Below are 13,093 nucleotides of genomic sequence, written 5' to 3' on the forward strand. Positions count from 1 at the left end.
TCACGGGACGGCGGCCCACCCTGAGGCAAGTCCCCGAAGGGCCCGGACCTTGCGCGTCCGGGCCCTTCGGCATGCCTGGAACCTGTTGTGCACAACGGATTCCAGGTCATTCGACCGGGGTTATGGGTGCGGGTTCATTGAACTGCAAGGTAACGGTTTGGTCTCGGAGCGCATCAGACTCGTTACCTACCGCTACCGCCTGAGTTGTGCTCTGTGTCCTGGCCCGCGCTACGGGTCATGTCATCACTCAGGGAGGAGGGGTCATGGGACCCCGCATCGGATACAAGAAGCTCGCCGCCGTCGGTGTAGCGGCGGTCGTCGGCGTTGCTTCTACGATCGCGCTGACTTCGGGCTCGGCGTCCGCGTCGCCGGTCTTCGGCTACAGCGGCTACGGCATCGGCGTTGAGGCCACGGGAGGTGTCGTCAACAGCGGCCCGCAGACCGTGAGCACCATCAGCTGCACCACGAACTCGTCGGCCAAGATGTCGAACGACGTCGCCGCGGCGAACGTGAACAACCAGGCCATCGCGCGCACCGTGCGGACCGACACCCACGCCTTCAACAACAAGAACGGCAACGGCGTCACCAGCAATGCCTCGGCTGTCGACATCAAGATCGGCAACCTGCTGCACCTGACCGGTGTGAAGACGACCACCACGGCGGTGTACAAGAACGGCAAGCTGTCCTACACCGGCAACACGACGTTCGCCGGCGTGAAGATCGGCGCCGTCTCGGTGCCGTCGCTGCTCAAGCCGGAGTGGAACACCAAGGTCGCCGTACCGGGCCTGGGCTACATCGTGCTGAACCGCGTCGGTGGCGTGAAGAGCGCGAGCGGCATCTACTCGTACGCGCAGGCGGTCGTCGTCCACGCGAACGTGAAGAACAAGTACATCCCGGAGGGTGTCGACGTCGCGATCCTGAAGACGCGTGCGGAGATCGCCAAGCCGGCCGTCGGTGTCGTCATCGGTGACGCCTACGTGACCAAGGCGAACGTCGACAAGCTGGTCGTCTCCGGCCCGACGTCGTACCAGGCCACCTGCAAGGGCACCGAGGGCAAGACGATCCGCGCCTCGGTCGGCGAGGTCGTCATCCCGAAGGTCGCCTACGTCGGGGCCGCGTTCACCACCAAGAACGGCTACCAGAACGCCGACAAGGCCGCCGTCAACTTCACCTCGCACGTCGCGGGTGTGAAGGTCGGCAACCTGGCCATCGGAGCCATCAACTCCTCGGCAGCGGCCTGGAAGTCCAAGGACGGCGGGTACGGCGTCAAGTCGACGTCGAGCATCGCGTCGATCTCGGTGAACGGCAAGGTCTACCCGGTCAAGACCGGCGAGAACTCCACGCTGGACATCCCCGGTATCGCCAAGCTGACCTTCAACCAGGTCGTCCGGCAGCAGCGGTACATCGCAGTGAACGCGCTCGTGATCGACGTCTACAGCCTGAACACCAAGGTTGTCGTCGGCCACTCGGCCGCGGGCGTCATCGGCTGATCGAGCCAACCCGTCTGAGTCGAACCTCACCGTCTCAGAATCTCTGAAAACCGCCTCGGGTCCTTCGGGACTCGGGGCGGTTTCTTTATGCCAGTAAGCGCGCAGCCAACTCGGCGTTGCGTTGGGCAAACAACTGCCAGCCGGCTGGAGTCGCAGCGACCCGCTCCCTTGCCGTCCGCTCGGTCATCGCGTGCTGAGTCCAGGTCCGCACCCGCCCGTCACGCAACCCGAAGCTGACCATCACCCCGTCGGCCCAGCCGAACACATCGACATCGTCGGCTGTCAGCAGCGACACCTTCTGCTCGGCCACGATCCACTCGAATGCCGCCAGTTCGTCCTGCAGTTTCCCCGCGAACTCGAACCGCAACGCACCCGCGGCCAGATCGCGCCGCCGCGTCAGTTCATCCCGTACGGCGGCCACCGCGTCCGGCTCGCGGTCGAGTACGGCGTACGCCGTCCTGGTCAGCGTCTCGCGGTCGTCGGGGCCGACGCCGAAGAGCTTGGCGAACTCGCGGACCGAACCGGTCGCCTCGGTCGTGTACTGCAACGGGATCACGCGTTGCAGGGCTGAGATTGCCTGCCGAACGCGCAGGCCACCGAGATAAGGCCCGAAATGCTTCCTCGTGAGTTCTAGTTCGTGGGTGAACCGCGGGCCGTCCGGGTCGAAGCGGATGTACCCGACGACCTCGGCGCCACCTTCGGTCCGGTTCCAGCGGGGCTTGGTGTGCTCGAGCAGGTTGCGTTCGAGCCAGGCCGCCTCGTGCTCGGAGTCGCACTGGACACCTTCGACCCGGGCGATCCGGTTCACCATCCTGGCCAGTCCCGGGCGGTCGCCGAGATGCGTCCAGTACGACAGGACGCGGCGGCGCAGGTTGACCGCGCGACCGATGTAGAGGATCCGGCCGCCGTCGTCGCGGAAGCGGTAGACGCCAGGTGCCTGCGGCAGCCGGCGGGCGACCAGACGGGCCTGGTCCATGTCAGGCGTCGAGAATCAGCGTGACCGGACCATCATTGACCAGACTCACGTCCATGTGGGCACCGAACCTGCCCCGTTCCACCTTGGCGCCCAACTCCTCCAGGGCTGCGCAGAAGGCGTCGTACAGGGGTTCGGAAACGGGACCGGGAGCGGCCGCGTTCCACGACGGGCGCCGGCCCTTGCGAGTGTCGGCGTACAGGGTGAACTGGCTGATCGCGAGGATCGGCGCCTGCTCGTCGGATGCGGAACGCTCGCCGTGCAGGATGCGGAGCGTCCAGATCTTGGCGGCCAGCGTCTTCGCCGTCTCGGCGGTGTCGTCGTGTGTCACGCCGAGCAGGACCAGCAGCCCCGGCCCGTCGATCGCCCCGACCACCTCGCCCTCGACCGTGACGGATGCCTGACTGACCCGCTGTACGACTGCTCTCATGGCATCAATCCTGCCGTGCCGGAAAAAATCCTGCGAGTCTGCTGTTTTACCGCCGAATCTCCCGGATCTCGGAGTGATCTGGCAAGATCTCCCCATGGCCTCGACTCTGATCACCGTTGCCCCCACCGGCGCCGAGACCGCGAAGGCGGACTGTCCGGCGCTGCCCACCACTCTCGACGAGCTGGTCGAGACGGCGAAGCGGTGCGAGGCGGCCGGGGCCGCGATGATCCACCTGCACATCCGCGACGGTGAGCACCGCCCGACGCTCGACCTCAGCCGGCTGACCGAGGCGGTGGGCGCAGTGCGGGCGAACACGGCGCTGATCGTGCAGCTGTCGAGTGGCGGCGCGGTCACCGATCCGTACGAGAACCGGCTGCGCGTGCTCGATGCCGAGCCGGACTCCTGCTCGCTGACGATGGGCACGGTCAACTTCGGCGACGACGTCTTCATGAACCCGTGGCCGTTCGTGACCGAGCTCTACCAGCTCAGCCAGGAGCGCGAGATCGTCCCGGAGTTCGAGCTGTTCGACCTCGGGCACGTGGCCGCGCTGCACCGGTTGCTGGACAAGTTCGGCCTCCCGTACGGCGGTCGCGTGCACTGCGACCTGGTGATGGGAGTCCCCGGCGGCATGCCCGGTACGGCGGACGCCCTGGTGGCCGCGGTCAACGCGCTGCCGCCCGCGGTGACATCCTGGTCCGCAACCGGCATCGGCCGTACGTCGATCACCGTCGCGCTGGCCGCGTTGTCGAAGGGCGGCCACCTGCGGGTCGGCATGGAAGACACGCTGACCCTGGCGAAGGGACAGCCGGTGAACCACAACGCCGAGCTGGTCGAGCGCGCTGCTGCGTTGGCGACGATGGCTCAGCGGCCCCCGATGTCGCCCGACGAGGCGCGGGACCTGCTCAACGTCAAGCGCGACCGCTGAATCAGTCCCTCGACCTGCTGATCGTGGAGCGTGATCGCCGCACCACGAACACCGCGGCCCCCACCACGACGATCGTTGCTTCGAGCAATAACCAGTCGCGGAGATAATTCCGCGGCAGGACGGTTGGGTTCGCGCCCTTGCCCTGGCGGAGGAGTAGCGGAATCGCGATCAGTGTCGTGATGCCGACGTACAGCAAAGTGGTGCGGACGGCGCCGACCGTGCGGTGATGGTCGGGGCCGATCGACCAGCGGGTGACGAGCCAGCCGACCGCGACCGTGATCGGGACGAGGAAGAGGTCGTCCGCGATCACGGCACCACCCAGCCAGAGCGGTAGGCGGATCAGCGCCTGCGGTTCCAGGGCTTGGAACATCAGCCAGACACCCCAGAGGCCGAAGCCGACGCCGAACGCGGCCAGAGCCGCCCGGGTCTTCATGACAGCACCTCCAGCCGGTGTACCCATTTGGTCTGCAGGACACCGGGGCGGTTGGGCGCGATGATCCGGGCCGGGAAGCCGTGGTCGAGCGCGAGTTCCCCGCCGTTCAGTCGAAGCGCGAGCAGCGTGAGCGGATCGGCGGCGTACTCGGGTGGGAGCTCGCTGGTCGCATAGAAGCCGCCCTTCTCCATCGACACCACCCGGACCCGCGAGGACGCCGGCGCGCCGCACAGTTGCAACAGGTCGCGAATCCGGACGCCTTCCCAGCGAGCGCCCTGGCTCCAGCCCTCGACACAGGCGATCGGCAGGTCGGATCGGCTCTGTGGCAGGGCTCTCAGCTCATCCAGTGAGTACGACAGCTTCTGCGGGCCGCTGATCGTGAAGCGCCAGTCCGCGGCAACACCAGACACGCCGGCGTCGTGCGCGGTGCGGTTCACCGGCAGCCCTTGCGGTCCGACGTTGGGCTTGCGCGGGGCGAGGACGGCAACCGGGCCGAACGCAGGCACGGACTGGCCGATGGCGCTGATCCCGACCAGCGAGGCGGCGCCCGCGACGGTGCGGAACAAACCGCGCCGCGTCAACCCGGTGGTTGCTGACGGCAACGAGGTGGGCCGGACTTCCGCCGTACGGCGCCAATGGGCGCGGATCAGCGGGAGTTTGACCGCGAGGTGGACCAGGAGCGCGCCGATGATGATCCAGGCCAGGGCGTAGTGGGTTTCCTTGAAGGGGAAGGGCCAGGGGTACCACTGGAGAGTGTTGAGGTAGCCGATGAAGAGTTCCAGGGCCAGCGCGGAGGCCAGAACCAGGATCGACGCCTTCTCCGCGATGTCCTTGAGGCCGAGGCCTTTGAGGTTGAAGAGCTTCGGGTAGACGGTCCAGAGCTTTGCCAGCAGCAACGGTACGGCCACTGTGCCGCTCAGCACGTGCAGACCTTGGGTGAACCGGTACAGCGATGCCGGGCGACTCGGGATGTGCAGCCAGAGCGGAGTGTGCTGCTGGAAGTGGCTGAACAGGCCGGTGAGGAAGCAGATCACCACCGCCACGGCCAGCCAGCGCCCGAGCACCGTCGCCACCCGGGGATGGTGCAGCGGCGACCGGAACGACTTCTCCGTCGGAAGGGCCGGAAGCTTCATGACTCAACTACAACCCAGAACTCGGCCGCTGAACGGCGATCTGCGCTTACTGCTCGCGAACGGGATCCGTTGCACGTTCCGGCACGTCTATGAACAGGGTGTCCGGCCTGCCGAAGGCATAGGCTGGGCCGGATCAGCGGAGAGGAGTGAGCAGCAGGTGAAGACGCAGCAGCGGTCGTTCGAGGACGACGAGCGGGCGATGGCGGACCTGGCCGAGGTGTCCGACTGGACAGCGGTCTGGGGACCGGCCGGGGCCGGCCCGGAGGCGATCCGGGAGCGCGTTCTGCGGATCACTGCTGCCACCGGCTGGCGGCCCTGGGCGCCGGGGAACATCGACCCCGAGCGATTCACCTGGGGCCTCGTCACCCCGCGCGAGACGGTGATGCTGTTGCTGCCCGACGCCGTACTGCCGGAGAGCCCGCGCAGCGGGTGGTCGGCGTACGAGATCGGGCCCGGTGAGCTGGCCGCGGCCGAGGAGGGCCTCGACGAGCACTGGCCGGCCGAGATCGAACGCGGCCGCCGGCACTGGGGTGCCCCGGTGTACGTCGGACCTGGGTCGGACCCGCGGGTTCCGCCGGAGTGGCGGGATCGCCGGCGGCACCTGGCCGTCTGGCTTCGTCCGGGCGCCGAGTTCCACCTTTATGCCACGCAGCCGACTGTGGACACTCCGCAGGCCGGGTTCGGGTACTCCGTCTATGCGAGCGAGGTCGCCTGATGGCTGATGAAGCCGAAGAGATGCTGGAGATCCTGTTCAAGCAGATCAGGAAGCTGGTCCGCGACCTGGACCGGTTCCGGAAGGTGCTCCAGCAGAACAAGCAGGCGCAGATGCCGCGCTCGCTGATGGAGGAGATCCGGGACATCCGGACCCACAACCCGGACATCGACCGGTCGATGAACGACCGCCCGTCGTCCGATCAGTACGGGCGGATCGAGCAGCAGTTGCAGGTGCTGCGGCAGCGCGAGGCCGACCTGCAGCGGCAACTCGACGACCGGCAGCGCGAACTCGAGGCGAACCAGGACCTGAACCGCGACGGCATCGACGACACCTCGGTCGACGACCGCGACGAGCGCGACGAGGTCACCGACGACCGCGACGACCGCGAAGAGACCACCGACGACCGCGACGAGCAGCAGGAAGACGACCGCGAGCGCGCCGAGGAAGAGCGCGAGCGGGAGGAGCGCGAACGCGAGGAACGTGAACGCGAAGAGCGCGAGAAGGAAGAGCGGGAGAAGGCCGCTCGCGAGAAGGAGCACGAGCGCGAGTCCGGTACGCCGGGAGTCGGGGCGCCGGCAGCGGCGTTGGGTACCGAGGCGGCGGGAGCAGCAGCTGCCGCGGACTACGAGCGGGACAGCCGTCAGATGGAGGCCGAGTTCGAGGCCGACAGCCAGCAGATGCGGGACGACGTCGAGGCGAAGCGCGAGCAGATGCAGGAGGGCTTCACCCGCGAGGACGGCACCGTCAATCAGGAAGCACTGAACGGGCAGGAGGTGGACCGAGGTGAGCCGGAGCGGGAGTTCACGCATGAGGACGGCTCGGTCAACCAGGAAGCGCTGAGCGGGCAGGAGCCTGAGCGGCAGCAGGAGCAGGACGACCGCGAGTTCACCCACGAGGACGGCTCGGTCAACCAGGAAGCGCTGCACGGGCAGGAGCCTGAGAGCCGGCGGGAGCAGGAGACCGAGCGGCAGGAGGAGGACCGGGAGCAGGCTGACGTCGGTACCGGGGAAGGGTTCGCGACCGGCGGCGATCACGCGGTGGCGGATCGGGCGGCTGAGCAGGCGGAGCAGCCGGACGGGCGGGTTCAGGCTGAGGACCAGCTGCTCGAGCAGGAGCGGCTCGATCGCCAGAACCAGGGCGGCGCGAGTCCCGAGCAGGATGGGACCGGCCGGAGCCAGATGTCACCGGAGGAGATGCAGCGTCTCCAGGACATGAACAAGGGCCTCGAGAACCCGAACGGCGCCGTCGGCAGCCGCCCCAGCGGGGAGTCGCTGGATGGCGCCCGCGGCGGTCAGACTGCGGCCCAGGTGCACGCGAAGACCACCCAGCGCGGCGGCCGCGAACAGAGCGGCCACGAACTGCAGAAGGGTTAGTACACGATCGCCTGGGCGTTGTCGGCCAGGATCTCCTCGGTGAACGCGGGCGCTCCGGCGATCCGCGTACCGGGGAGCAGATCCGCCTCGGTCAGATCCCGGCGCTTGACGCACTGCGTGCAGGCGGTCAGCTGACCACCTTCCAACACCGCCGCGAGCAGCTCCGCGAGAGGAGCGGCGTACGGGAGTTCGAAGCTCTCGGCGCGCCCGGGGACGGCGAACCAGACGGCCTCACCGGTCAGCCAGAGCGACACCTCGGCACCGGCCGCGACCGCGGTGGCGGCGACGGTGAAGGCCTGGTTGGCGCGCTCGGCCTCGTCGGCGCCTGCGGTCAGTTTGATCACCAGCGTGCGGGACATCACGCCACGGTAGCCGAAGCCCCGCGAACCATCCTCTAGACTCGTGATCGTGCTCCACGTCATCTTCACCACGCTGCTGGTCCTGGTCACGATCTTCATGGGCTGGTTCTCGGCATACGTCGTCTACCGGCTGTTCAAGGGCCGGACGGCCAGCTGATGGCGTTCGAGATCCCGCAGAACCTGCACCCCGACCTGATGCCGCTGGCCTGGCTGCTCGGTCGCTGGGAGGGCCGCGGGCACGGTGACTACCCGACCATCGAGAAGTTCGAGTTCGGGCAGCAGATCGACTTCAGCCACAACGGCAAGCCGTTCCTGCACTACGTCAGCCAGACCTTCGTGGTCGGCGAGGACGGCAAGCGGGAGCGTCCGCTGGCGCTCGAGACCGGCTTCTGGCGGCCGAAGCCGGACAACAAGCTCGAGGTGATCCTCGCGCACCCGACCGGCTTCGCCGAGATCTGGTACGGCGAGATCGAGGGCGCCAAGATCGAGTTGCGGACCGACGTCGTCGCCCGCACCGAGACGGCCAAGGAAGTCACCGCCGGCCACCGCCTCTACGGCCTGGTCAAGGGCGAACTCATGTGGGCCTACGACATGGCCGCCGAAGGCCAGCCCCTCCAACCCCACCTCTGGGCCACTCTCGTCCGCTCCTAGCTCTCGGCCACCCAGCTGTACTCAACCTTCGGGCGGCCGCTGCGCCCGTCGTACCGCTGGGTGCGCAGCGCCTGGCCCTGGTCGGCGAGGTGTTCCAGGTAGCGGCGTGCGGTGATGCGCGACGTACCGAGTGAGGTGGCGACTTCTTCTGCGGTCCAGCCTTCGCGGTTGCCGAGGAGTTGGACCACTCGGTCCAGGACCGAGCCGGCCAGGCCCTTCGGGACCGAGGAGATTCTTGCCGGGTGCAACAAACGGTCGACCTCGTCCTGGTCGGCGACTACCTGGCCGGCCTCGGCGGCGCGGCGTTGGCGGGCGTACGCCGTGAGTCGGTCGCGCAAAGTCTCGTAGGCAAAGGGTTTCAGCACGTACTGGACGACGCCGATCCGTGCCGCCGCCTGTACCGCCGCGACCTCCCGTGCCGACGTCACCGCGACCACGTCGGTTTGGTTGCCCTGGGCCCGCATTCGGCGAACCACGTCGAGCCCGTGACCGTCCGGCAGGTTCATGTCCAGCAGTACGAGATCCACGCCGGGCCGGGTGAGCACCTGGAGCGCGCGGGCCGCCGTACCGGCGATGCCGATACACGTGAACCCCGGCAGCCGATCGACGTACATGCGATGTGCCTCGGCCGCGACCGGGTCGTCCTCGACCACGAGGACCTGCAGGTCAGGCACTCGCGCTCACCGCCCGCGGCAGCCGCACGCGCACGGTCAGAGCCGGTACGTCGGCCAGTTCGGAATCCGGGTCGACCATCAGGGTGCCCTGCCAGCGCTCGACCGTGCTGCGGACGAGGACGAGCCCGAGGCCATGACCGGGTTCGGCCTTCGTGGTCCAGCCGCGCTCGAACATGTGCGCCAGCTCGGTCGCGCCGAGCTCGGCACCGGTGTTGGTGACAATCAGGTCGATCGCGTCTGGCGTCGTACCGGCTCGGAGCTCGACGCGGCGGGGTGCCGGTCCGCCGCGGGCCGCCTCGATCGCGTTGTCGAGGAGGTTGCCGACGACGGTGACGACGTCCTGCGCCGGGAGCCGGGTGTTCAGGGGCTCGTGGCCGAGCTCGAGGGTGAGCGTGACACCGCGCTCTTGGGCCTGCGCCAGCTTGGCGAGCAGCAGCGACGCCAGCACCGGGTCGCCGACGGTGCCGACCACTCGATCCGTCATCGCTTGGGCGAACTGCAACTCGGACACTGCGAACTCCCTGGCCCGCTCGGGCTTGCCGATCTCGATCAGGCTGACGACCGTGTGCAGCCGGTTCGATGCTTCGTGGTTCTGTGCCTGCAGCGATTCGGCCAGGCTGCGGACCGCGTCCAGCTCGCCGAGGAGTCGCTGCAGCTCGGTGTGGTCTCGCAGGGTGACGATCCGGCCGGCCCGGGACGGTTGCTGGTTCACGACCAGGACACCGCTCGCGCCGAGGTGAAGTTCGTCGTACGCCGTCCGGCCGTCGCGGAGGAGTTCGGCTAGCGGCGTACCGAGGTGGAGCTCCTCGATCGGCGTACCGGGTGGGACCTCGCGCAGGCCGAGCAGCTGCAAGGCCTCGTCGTTCGCGAGCTGGACCCGGCCGTTGGCGTCGAGCAGGATCAGGCCTTCGCGGGCGGCGTGTAGAACGCCCTCGTAGAAGTCGAGCATCCGAGCCAGCGACTGCGTGCCGATCCCGCGGGTAGCACGGCGGACCCGGAAGGCGACCAGGGCATTCCCGGCGATCGCGACCCCGAGCATCAGGCTGGCGATACCGAGCATCGGGCGCAGGTCGAGCCGGATGAGCTCCCACAATCCGGCCGGGGTAGTGCCGGTCGCGGCCGCGTCCCGGTCGGCCTGGGCGCGGGATCTTGCGACCAGAGAGATCCAGACCATCACAATGAGCACCAGGACCGTGACCGTCTGCAGCCAGAGAACCTGGCGACGGAGTTCCCACGGCCTGCGTTTCACACCGGACAGTCTGCACCGAGAACGATATGAACGAAACGCGCACTTCTCCTGTGCGTCACGTCACAGTTACTCAAGCCCTCCCAGCCCCTTGGTTGTCAGTACTGCCCGCCGGCCGATACAGGAGTCCCGCATGGCCACGACCGAACCCCGACCCACCCCGGTCCGGAACGATCGAACCCACTTCCTCTACATCGCCGTCATCGTCGCCGCTCTGCTCGGTATCGGTGTCGGACTGCTGTTCCCGAGTTTCGCGGTCGAGCTGAAGCCGCTCGGCACCGGATTCGTGAACCTGATCAAGATGCTGATCAGCCCGATCATCTTCTGCACCCTGGTGATCGGCATCGGCTCGGTCCGCCAGGCGGCGTCCGTCGGCAAGGTCGGTGGCCTTGCGCTCGTCTACTTCCTGGTGATGTCGACGGTCGCGCTGTTCATCGGGCTGCTGGTCGGCAACATCGTCCAGCCCGGCTCCGGCCTGAACCTGACCGACAAGCTCCGCGAGGCCGGCCAGAAGCAGGCCGGTGGCGCCCACGAGACGACGACCGACTTCATCCTCGGCATCATCCCGAAGTCGCTGCTGTCCTCGCTGACCGAAGGTGAGGTCCTGCAGACCGTCCTGGTGGCGTTGCTGGTGGGCTTCGCCCTGCAGGCTCTGGGCTCGAAGGGTCAGCCGATCCTGGTCGGCATCGGCCACATCCAGCGGCTGGTCTTCAAGATCCTGTCGATGATCATGTGGACCGCCCCGATCGGCGCCTTCGGCGCGCTCGCCGCGGTCGTCGGCGCGGCCGGCTCGACCGCGCTGGTCAGCCTGCTGAAGATCATGGTCGCCTTCTACATCACCTGTGCGCTGTTCGTCTTCGTTGTCCTGGGCACCATTCTCAAGATCGTCACCGGGATCTCGATCTTCCAGCTGCTCAAGTACCTGGGCCGCGAGTTCCTGCTGATCGTCTCGAGCTCGTCGTCGGAGACCGCGCTGCCGCGACTGATCGGAAAGATGGAACACCTCGGCGTCGGCAAGCCCGTCGTCGGTATCACCGTCCCGACCGGCTACTCGTTCAACCTGGACGGCACCGCGATCTACCTGACCATGGCGTCCCTGTTCATCGCCGAGGCGATGGACACCCCGTTCTCGCTGGGTCAGCAGGTCTCGCTGCTGGTCTTCATGATCGTCGCCTCCAAGGGCGCCGCCGGTGTCACCGGCGCCGGCCTGGCCACCCTGGCCGGCGGCCTGCAGTCGCACCGCCCCGAACTCGTCGACGGCGTCGGCCTGATCGTCGGCATCGACCGCTTCATGTCCGAGGCCCGCGCCCTGACCAACTTCGCCGGTAACGCGGTCGCCACCGTCCTCGTCGGCCACTGGGTCGGCGACTTCGACAAGGCCCAGGCCCGCCAGGTCTTCGCCGGCGAAGACCCCTTCGACGAAGCCGCCTTCGCAGCCGGCGACACCCACGCCGGCGACGTCCCCCACCCCACCGCCCCCAGCACCGCCACCACCCCCTAACCACCCTCCCCACCCCCACACTGCCCGCCGGAACCACAGCCCGGCGGGCAGTGCCACGCCCACCCCCACCCCAGCAGGCAACCCCCCACTCCCCCCGCCAACCCCCCAACTGAGGGGATGCCCATCCACCTCGAGGGTTGCCCCCTCCGAATCTCAGTGGGCAACCCCCCATCCCAGTGGGCAACCCCCTACTCTTCCCGCCAACCCCCCAGCTGAGGGGGTGTCCCTCCACATCGGGGGTTGCCCCCTCGGAATCTCAGTGGGCAACCCCTCAACTCGGTGGATATCCCCTGAGATGGGGGGTTCGCCGCCGGCGGCCGAGGCGGGGTGGGGGGTGGTTAGTTGCCGGCGAGGAGTTCGATGACGGGGGCTAGGTCTTCTAGGTAGGTGTCGTTGACGGTGATGTAGGTGGTGCCGATGGATTCGCGGCGGCGGAGGAGTTCGTCGGCCATCTGGTGTGGGGTGCCGCGGAGGAGCATTAGGGAGTCCATGGCTTCTAGGGCGTCGGGGTCTACGCCGGAGGCTCGTTTGGTCCAGGGCGGGAGGGGGCGGGTGCCGGCGGCTAGGAGGTTCGTGGCTAGTTCGATGTCGTCGGCTCGGGAGCCCGCCAGGGTGCGGAGTTCGTTCGCGACGGCGATGACCTCGGAGCGTGGGGTGGTGGCGTCTTTGGCTAGCGAGACGATGTCGGCGCGTTCGGCGGCAAGCGCGAGGGCTTTGGGCCCGCCGGCGGCGAGCATGATCGGCGTACGGCGTTCTCCGTCGAGCTCGCGCAGCAGGTCGAGCGTCTCGATGACCTGCTCACGGCGTTCGCGAGCCGTGCCCCAGGGGAGGCCGACCTCGGCGGTCTGCTGCTCGGCGACCGGGCGTCCGGTACCGATGCCGAACTCGAACCGGCCGTCGGTCAGCACGGTCAGCGTGTGCGCCTCCCAAGCCGTCTGCCGCGGGGTGCGCAGCGGGGCCGCGGCCACAAACGTGCCGACGCGGATGTCGGCGACAGCGGCCGCCATCGCCAGCGACGGGAACGGGGACGGCAGTTGCAGCCCGTCCGGCATCAGCACGGTCTCGTAGCCGAGTTCGGCCGCTCGCCGTGCGGTCGTCATCCAATCCGCTCCGCTCCGCGGGCTACCCACCACACCGAACCGGAATCGCCTGTCACTCATCGTCCTGCTCCCTTCAACCTGGTGTACCCA

14 protein-coding genes are annotated in these 13,093 nt (G+C 68.1%); 6 read left to right on the forward strand and 8 right to left on the reverse strand.

Going from position 1 to position 13,093, the window contains the following annotated elements:
• Positions 1-263 precede the first annotated feature (263 nt).
• Positions 264-1,490: a choice-of-anchor P family protein gene (locus ABD231_RS30600; protein ID WP_344159516.1), complete on the forward strand. Its 1,227-nt coding sequence runs from the start codon at positions 264-266 to the stop codon at positions 1,488-1,490.
• Positions 1,491-1,575: 85 nt separating this feature from the next.
• On the opposite strand, the gene ABD231_RS30605 is transcribed toward ABD231_RS30600, so the two are convergent.
• Together ABD231_RS30605 and dtd are read right to left on the reverse strand one after the other, a co-directional pair.
• Positions 1,576-2,466 (reverse strand): GIY-YIG nuclease family protein, encoded by an 891-nt coding sequence (locus ABD231_RS30605; RefSeq protein ID WP_344159519.1) that lies wholly within the window; start codon positions 2,464-2,466, stop codon positions 1,576-1,578.
• A 1-nt stretch (position 2,467) separates the two neighbouring features.
• Positions 2,468-2,893: a D-aminoacyl-tRNA deacylase gene (gene dtd, locus ABD231_RS30610; RefSeq protein ID WP_344159522.1), complete on the reverse strand. Its 426-nt coding sequence runs from the start codon at positions 2,891-2,893 to the stop codon at positions 2,468-2,470.
• Positions 2,894-2,987: 94 nt separating this feature from the next.
• Here dtd and ABD231_RS30615 point away from each other — a divergent pair, with 94 nt between their 5' ends.
• Positions 2,988-3,818 (forward strand): beta-keto acid cleavage family enzyme, encoded by an 831-nt coding sequence (locus tag ABD231_RS30615; RefSeq protein ID WP_344159525.1) that lies wholly within the window; start codon positions 2,988-2,990, stop codon positions 3,816-3,818.
• A gap of 1 nt (position 3,819) precedes the next feature.
• Here the strand turns inward: ABD231_RS30615 and ABD231_RS30620 are convergent, their stop codons facing one another.
• A complete protein-coding gene (locus ABD231_RS30620) occupies positions 3,820-4,251 on the reverse strand; it encodes a hypothetical protein (protein ID WP_344159528.1) in 432 nt (143 codons plus the stop codon).
• Positions 4,248-5,384, reverse strand: coding sequence for a molybdopterin-dependent oxidoreductase (locus tag ABD231_RS30625; protein ID WP_344159531.1), 1,137 nt, complete (start codon positions 5,382-5,384; stop codon positions 4,248-4,250). Before ABD231_RS30625 ends, ABD231_RS30620 begins: the two co-directional genes overlap by 4 nt.
• Positions 5,385-5,541: 157 nt before the next feature.
• Between ABD231_RS30625 and ABD231_RS30630 the strand changes: the two genes are divergently transcribed.
• Complete coding sequence (locus tag ABD231_RS30630) at positions 5,542-6,099, forward strand: hypothetical protein (protein WP_344159534.1); 558 nt, start codon at positions 5,542-5,544, stop codon at positions 6,097-6,099.
• On the forward strand, positions 6,099-7,472 hold the full coding sequence (locus ABD231_RS30635) for a putative sodium/potassium/calcium exchanger (protein ID WP_344159537.1): 1,374 nt from the start codon (positions 6,099-6,101) through the stop codon (positions 7,470-7,472). Before ABD231_RS30630 ends, ABD231_RS30635 begins: the two co-directional genes overlap by 1 nt.
• On the opposite strand, the gene ABD231_RS30640 is transcribed toward ABD231_RS30635, so the two are convergent.
• A complete protein-coding gene (locus ABD231_RS30640; RefSeq protein WP_344159540.1) occupies positions 7,469-7,831 on the reverse strand; it encodes a DsrE family protein in 363 nt (120 codons plus the stop codon). The genes ABD231_RS30635 and ABD231_RS30640 overlap by 4 nt on opposite strands.
• A gap of 156 nt (positions 7,832-7,987) precedes the next feature.
• Here ABD231_RS30640 and ABD231_RS30645 point away from each other — a divergent pair, with 156 nt between their 5' ends.
• On the forward strand, positions 7,988-8,482 hold the full coding sequence (locus ABD231_RS30645) for a heme-binding beta-barrel domain-containing protein (RefSeq protein WP_344159542.1): 495 nt from the start codon (positions 7,988-7,990) through the stop codon (positions 8,480-8,482).
• On the opposite strand, the gene ABD231_RS30650 is transcribed toward ABD231_RS30645, so the two are convergent.
• Both ABD231_RS30650 and ABD231_RS30655 read right to left on the reverse strand, forming a co-directional pair.
• Positions 8,479-9,156, reverse strand: coding sequence for a response regulator (locus tag ABD231_RS30650; RefSeq protein ID WP_344159545.1), 678 nt, complete (start codon positions 9,154-9,156; stop codon positions 8,479-8,481). The genes ABD231_RS30645 and ABD231_RS30650 overlap by 4 nt on opposite strands.
• The gene (locus tag ABD231_RS30655; protein WP_344159548.1) at positions 9,149-10,405 is read right to left on the reverse strand and encodes a sensor histidine kinase; all 1,257 of its coding nucleotides are present in this window, start codon (positions 10,403-10,405) and stop codon (positions 9,149-9,151) included. The genes ABD231_RS30650 and ABD231_RS30655 overlap by 8 nt, the downstream gene beginning before the upstream one ends.
• 130 nt (positions 10,406-10,535) lie before the next feature.
• On the opposite strand from ABD231_RS30655, the gene ABD231_RS30660 reads away from it, so the two are divergent.
• Positions 10,536-11,903: a cation:dicarboxylate symporter family transporter gene (locus ABD231_RS30660; RefSeq protein ID WP_344159551.1), complete on the forward strand. Its 1,368-nt coding sequence runs from the start codon at positions 10,536-10,538 to the stop codon at positions 11,901-11,903.
• Between the two features lie 338 nt (positions 11,904-12,241).
• On the opposite strand, the gene ABD231_RS30665 is transcribed toward ABD231_RS30660, so the two are convergent.
• Positions 12,242-13,063 (reverse strand): LLM class flavin-dependent oxidoreductase, encoded by an 822-nt coding sequence (locus tag ABD231_RS30665; RefSeq protein WP_344159554.1) that lies wholly within the window; start codon positions 13,061-13,063, stop codon positions 12,242-12,244.
• Between the last annotated feature and the right edge of the window lie 30 nt (positions 13,064-13,093).

This window comes from Kribbella yunnanensis, assembly GCF_039529655.1.
Lineage (GTDB): Bacteria > Actinomycetota > Actinomycetes > Propionibacteriales > Kribbellaceae > Kribbella > Kribbella yunnanensis.